5 protein-coding genes are annotated in these 5,800 nt (G+C 66.8%); 1 reads left to right on the plus strand and 4 read right to left on the minus strand.

All coding sequences use genetic code 11. The annotated features are described in order from the left end of the window. Window positions 1–85: 85 nt before the first annotated feature. The 4 genes from RUW20_RS15170 to fliW are packed head-to-tail and all read right to left on the minus strand — an operon-like array spanning window position 86 to window position 3,606. Entirely contained in the window at window positions 86–2,155 is a 2,070-nt protein-coding gene (locus RUW20_RS15170) for an adenylate/guanylate cyclase domain-containing protein (protein WP_313953066.1), read from the minus strand. Then, the gene (locus tag RUW20_RS15175) at window positions 2,106–2,696 is read right to left on the minus strand and encodes an OmpA family protein (protein WP_313953067.1); all 591 of its coding nucleotides are present in this window, start codon (window positions 2,694–2,696) and stop codon (window positions 2,106–2,108) included. The genes RUW20_RS15170 and RUW20_RS15175 overlap by 50 nt, the downstream gene beginning before the upstream one ends. Further along, window positions 2,693–3,121 carry a FecR domain-containing protein gene (locus RUW20_RS15180; RefSeq protein ID WP_313953068.1) on the minus strand — a complete coding sequence of 143 codons (429 nt, stop codon included), beginning with the start codon at window positions 3,119–3,121 and terminating at the stop codon, window positions 2,693–2,695. Before RUW20_RS15180 ends, RUW20_RS15175 begins: the two co-directional genes overlap by 4 nt. 56 nt (window positions 3,122–3,177) lie before the next feature. After that, window positions 3,178–3,606, minus strand: coding sequence for a flagellar assembly protein FliW (fliW, locus tag RUW20_RS15185; protein ID WP_313953069.1), 429 nt, complete (start codon window positions 3,604–3,606; stop codon window positions 3,178–3,180). A gap of 185 nt (window positions 3,607–3,791) precedes the next feature. On the opposite strand from fliW, the gene RUW20_RS15190 reads away from it, so the two are divergent. Beyond that, window positions 3,792–5,800 (plus strand): Tex family protein (locus RUW20_RS15190; protein ID WP_313953070.1); only part of this gene is annotated, 2,009 nt, incomplete at its 3' end.

Raw genomic sequence — 5,800 nt, forward strand, 5'->3', positions numbered from 1 at the left:
CCGCGCGGGGGAGAAGGGAGATTCGTGAGTCGCGAAGGCGACTTTCACGGTAACGGCAAAGGGGCTTGTCTCCAACGAACGCGTTTCACGCCACCAGCGGCTCGTGAATGGCCACCGGCGCGGCGCGCCCGCGTACGGTGACCACATCGAGTTGACGGCAGGGCCAGTCACCAAGTGCCTGGCGGGTCGCGTCGCCGACAATCACCCCGGCGCCGTAGTGCGCCGACAGCCCCTGCAAGCGGGATGCCAGGTTGACCGCATCGCCGAGCACGGTATACGCGCGCCGGTGGCGCGAGCCCATGTCACCGACGACCATGGTGCCGGTGTTGATGCCGATGCCGATCCGCAAGCCCGGCCAGCCGCGGGCGGCAAAGCCCTGGTTGACGCCATGCAGCGCGGCCTGCATGGCCAGGCCGGCCTCAACCGCATGCCGCGCGTGTTGCGCATCGGCCAGCGGGGCACCCCAGAAAGCCACCACCGCATCGCCGATGTATTTGTCGAGCGTTCCGCGATGGGCACGGATGACATCGGTCATCGCCGACAGGTATTCGTTCATCAATTGGGCCAGCTCGCCAGGCGGCATCGTCTCGGCCATGCTGGTAAAGCCGCGCACGTCAGCGAAGAGCACGCTTAGCTCGGCGCTACGGCCGGCCATGCTGTAGTGCTCGGGGTCGCGGCTCATCTCGTCGACCAGTTCGGGCGGGACATACTGACCGAACAGCTGCGTCAGCCGGCGCTTCGCTCGTCGCTCGAGAAAATAGCCGACGAACAGGTGCGAAGCGTACAGCGCCACCACCAGCACCAGGCCCGCCGCCATCGGCAAGGACAGCCGGGCGTAGACCCAGGCCGCCAGATTGACGGCGACCACCAGCGCCAGCAGCGCGCCGGTCAGCGCAGCGCCCCCGGCCAGCGACACGCGCGGTAGAGCAACGAGCATGCCGATCGCAACGAGCAACAGCAGGCCCGCCTCCGCGGCTGGTGCATAGCCCGGCGACTGTAGCAACTGGCCATCGAGCAAGCCGGCCAGCAGGTTGGCATGCGCCTCGACGCCCGGGTAGGTCTCGCCGACCGGAGTGACACGCTGGTCGAGCAATCCGGGTGCCGTCGTACCGAGCAGCACGACCCGCCCGCGCAGACTGTCGACGGGTAGCCGACCCAGCAGCACGTCAGCCGCCGAATGGTAGGAAAAACTGCCCGCGGCGCCACGAAAAGGCAACAGCACACTCGCCTGGCCATCGGTCGCGATGCGCAATCCCCCGCGCGCGCCGAGCAGCTCCAGCCTATCGAGCCCGCCCCCTTGCCCGTGCCTTGGCTCGGCAACGCGCAGCTGCACCGTGGCATCGCCGAGCAGGACCTGCGCCATGACCAGCGCCAGCGCCGCGTAAACCTTCCCGTCAACCGTCGCCAGCAGAAACGCGCGCCGCGTCACTCCGTCGGGATCGACCGGCGCGTTGAGGAATCCGCCGCCCATGGCGGCTTGCTGAAGGATCGGCAAACTGCCGCCATAGCCGGCCCACCGCGTCAGCCCGGCGGTCGCCGCAGTGGCGGGATCGGCCAGAAGCGGTGGCGGCAGCGCGCCGCTGCGGGCCGCACCGGCACCGTTCGACAGATGAAAGCCGAGCACCACCGGGTAGCGGCGCAGCGTAGCGGCCAAGCGAGCGTCGTAATCGAGGGTCGGGCGCAGTTCGTCCAGTGCTGACAGAAAAGCAGCGTTGCCGCGCAGCAGGCCGCGGCTCAGGGCATCCAGCGACGCCAGGCCGGAACTGTCGTCGGGCTCGGCCAGGATCACATCCAGGCCGGTCAGCAGCGCGCCGTACTGCCCGCCGATCCGCTCCACCAGCTCGGCCAGGCGCGCCCGGCTCCACGGCCAGCGCCCCAGCTCGGCCAGCGAACGCTCGTCGATGTCGACGATGGCGATCCGTTCGTCGACCGATTGACGCGCGAAGAAGCGCACACGGGCGTCGTAGAGCACGGCATCGAGCCGGCGCAGCGGGTCGATCTCGAGGTAGTGCAGGCTGTGACCCAGCAGCACGCCCAGCACCACCACGCCGAGCAGATGCCGCAGGATTAATGGCGTCAGCCGGCGGCCAAACTTTCGGACAAGCTCAACGCAGCTTGATTTCGACACGGCGGTTACGCGCTTCAGCCACCTCATCGGCGGTGGCCACCACCGGTGCGCGCTCACCCCGCCCGACCACCGAAATGTCCTCCCGCGCGACACCGGCGCTGATCAGCATCTCGCGCACCAGATTGGCGCGCTGCAGCGACAGACGGTCGTTGGTCGCGACCGCGCCGACCCGGTCAGTGTGTCCGATGACCACCGCTTCGCCGCCCGGCAGGGCGGCGAGATGCGCGCGGATGCTATCGAGAACCGGTTGCGATGCAGCGGTCAGCACGCTGCTTCCCGACTGGAAATGGACGACGAACAGCCGCGGGCGCGCCGGCTGCCGGCCGAGCAGCCAGCCATAGTCGTTACGCACCATGCCCGGACTGGTACGCACCATGGTCACCTTGCCGCCGGCAACATCGGCGCCGGTGTAGGGCTCGGAAAGCACGATGTCGCCCGCCGCCGCGCTGACCAGCAGGGCGCCGGTTCGCCCATCCGGCCCGGGGAGCAGGATCACCTTGTCGGACAGCGGCGCGCAGGCGGTGATCATCAGCGACAAGAGAGCCAGCCAAGCGGTCACCGTTCTCATTCGCCTTCTCCGTGCGCTTCGACGATGAATTCTGTACCCCTGACGCCGAGCACCACGTTCGGGGTCTTGAAGCGAACGTTCTGTGGCGCCTGTTTGGCGATCAGCCCGGTAACCACACTCAGCGTTCCCTTGACCAGGGTGGCCAGCAGATTGCCCTCGTGGGTCGTGCCATTGAACTGAAACTCGTTGATCAGCAGCGTGCTCTGCGGCCCGGCGGTAAGCAGTGTGTCGTCGGACAGCGTCACCCCCACCAAGCCGTCGGCAGCGGTACGAATGCGATCACCGACGAAGACGCGCATGCCCACCTGCGCCGGCTGCGCCAGTCCGCCGCGCTCGATGGTCACCCCCCCCTCGCTGCGCTTGACCTTGCCGGCTGCTGCCGGAGCTTCCGCCAGAGCAGGAGAAGCCAGGCAAAGCGCCAACACTGCCGCTCGCGCAAGGTTGATGATTGACCCGCCGCATCGCCTCCGGCTGACACCCATCAGCGCGCGCGATACAACAGCGTCGGGTGCACTTCCTGCAACACCTTCTGCATCGCTCGACGGTTGCGCAGATTGAGAATGATCGGCGAGCGCGTGTTGGCGGCGATCTTGCCGCCGTCTGCGTCGTCACGGTAGACGATGACCACCACTGTCGCGTCCTCGGCACGCTCCAGGCCGAGCAAGGCGCAGTCGGCGTCCGAGAGCTCGATCTGGTACTCGAGGTCGAGCGTCTCCGGCGGCACGATCGGGAACATCAAGGCTGAATCGTCCAGCGACTGCAGCCAGAAAACCGTCGCCTTGCCTTCCTCGTGAAAAATCTTGAAACGGCGACAGTCGGCAAAGCCGGCAAGCCCCTCGGTGAAAGTGAATACGCTGTCCGGATCGACCGGCACATCCTTCAGACCAAAGTGTTCGAGATCGATGTTCATGTTGTCCCCCTGAATGGCCACCGGACCCAGCCGCCAAGAACGGCAATTTAACCTGATTCGTAGAATGGCGGCAATTCGATCGACGCCCGCAGCGCTGCCGTGAGACTCGTCACCCTTGAGTTTTGCCGCCTGATTCTTCATAGTTCGCGCTCTTTTCAGCCAACCAGGCACCCCAGCCTTCAGTCATGCCTTCCCAGACCGAACACCGTATCGCCCAGAAAATCGCCGAAGAAATCGGCTGCCGCCCACCACAGGTTGTGGCCACTGCCGCGCTGCTCGACGACGGGGCGACCGTGCCGTTCATCGCTCGCTACCGCAAGGAGGTTACCGGCGGTCTCGACGACATCCAGTTGCGCCTGCTCGACGAGCGCCTGACTTACTTGCGCGAGCTGGAAGAGCGGCGGGGCGTGGTCCTCGCGTCGATCGAAGAACAGGGCAAGCTGACCGTCGCCCTGAGCACCGAGATCAACGCCGCCGACACCAAGCAGCGCCTCGAAGACCTCTACCTGCCGTACAAACGGAAACGGCGCAGCAAGGCGCAGATCGCCCGCGAGGCCGGGCTGGAGCCGCTCGCCGAAGCCCTCTTCGCCGATCCAACGCTGTCACCCGAAGGCGAAGCGGAGCGTTACCTGAACGCCGAAGCCGGCTTTGCCGACGTCAAGAGCGTCCTCGACGGTGCCCGCCAGATCTTGATGGAGCGTTTCTCCGAGGACGCCACCCTGCTCGGCGAACTGCGCAGCCATCTCGAGGCGCACGGCCTGGTGCGCGCCAGCGTGGTCGCCGGCAAGGAGGCCGAGGCGGCCAAGTTCCAGGACTATTTCGCCTACTCCGAGGCGATCCTGGCGATCCCCTCCCATCGCGCACTGGCGCTCTTGCGCGGCCGCAACGAAGGGATGCTGCAACTGGCGCTGGTGCTGGACAGCGAAGAGCAAGACAAGGCCGCCGGTAGCAACCCCTGCGAGGCACGCATCGCGCGGCGCTTCGGCGTCGTCGACCGCGCTCGGCCCGCCGATAAATGGCTGGTCGACACGGTGCGCTGGAGCTGGCGTGTCAAGCTCTCCCTGCACCTCGAACTCGAACTGATGACCGCCCTGCGCGAGCGCGCCGAAGCCGAAGCGATCCGCGTTTTCGGCGCCAACCTGCACGACCTGCTGCTCGCCGCACCGGCCGGCAAACACGCCACCATGGGCCTCGATCCCGGCCTGCGCACCGGCGTCAAGGTCGCCGTCGTCGACGCCACCGGCAAGTTGCTCGAGACCGCCACCATCTACCCGCACGAGCCACGCCGCGACTGGGATCGCTCGCTGCAGGTACTGGCGTCGCTGGCCGGCAAGCACCAGGTCGACCTGATCAGCATCGGCAACGGCACGGCGTCACGCGAAACAGACCGCCTGGTCGCCGATCTGATCACCCAGCAACCCGCGCTTCGCCTGCGCAAGATGGTCGTTTCAGAGGCCGGCGCTTCGGTCTATTCGGCTTCCGAGTACGCCTCGCGCGAATTCCCGGACGTCGACGTCAGCCTGCGCGGCGCAGTATCGATTGCCCGTCGTCTGCAGGATCCGCTGGCCGAACTGGTGAAAATCGATCCGAAGTCGATCGGCGTTGGCCAGTACCAGCATGACGTCAGCCAGACCCGCCTGGCGAAAGCGCTCAACGCGGTAGTCGAGGACTGCGTCAACGCCGTCGGGGTCGACGTCAACACCGCCTCGGTGCCGCTGCTCACCCGCGTCTCCGGTCTCAGCGCGACGCTGGCAACGAACATCGTCGCCCACCGCGACCAGCACGGCGCCTTCACCAACCGGCGGGCACTGCGCGAAGTGCCCCGCCTCGGCGACAAGGCCTTCGAGCTCGCCGCCGGCTTCCTGCGCGTCAACGACAGCGACAACCCGCTCGACGGCTCGGCGGTACACCCGGAAGCCTACCCGCTGGTCGAACGCATCCTGGCCGACATCAAGAAGGGACTGCGCGAGTGCATCGGTGATACCCGCGTCCTCAACGCGCTGCAGGCGGAGAAGTACACCGACGACAAGTTCGGCCTGCCGACCGTGCGCGACATCCTCAAGGAACTCGAAAAGCCCGGCCGCGACCCGCGCCCCGAGTTCAAGACCGCCGTCTTCAGGGAAGGGGTCGAAACGGTCAAGGATCTGCAACCGGGGATGATTCTCGAAGGCGTGGTCACCAACGTCGCCAACTT

This window comes from Accumulibacter sp., from assembly GCF_032229525.1.
Classification (GTDB): Bacteria; Pseudomonadota; Gammaproteobacteria; order Burkholderiales; family Rhodocyclaceae; genus Accumulibacter.

What these genes read in the sequence shown, in the direction of transcription:
- RUW20_RS15170 (WP_313953066.1), bottom strand. Translation starts at nt 2,155, where the DNA reads ATGAGGTGGCTGAAGCGCGTAACCGCCGTGTCGAAATCAAGCTGCGTT.
- RUW20_RS15175 (WP_313953067.1), bottom strand. Translation starts at nt 2,696, where the DNA reads ATGAGAACGGTGACCGCTTGGCTGGCTCTCTTGTCGCTGATGATCACC.
- fliW (WP_313953069.1), bottom strand. Translation starts at nt 3,606, where the DNA reads ATGAACATCGATCTCGAACACTTTGGTCTGAAGGATGTGCCGGTCGAT.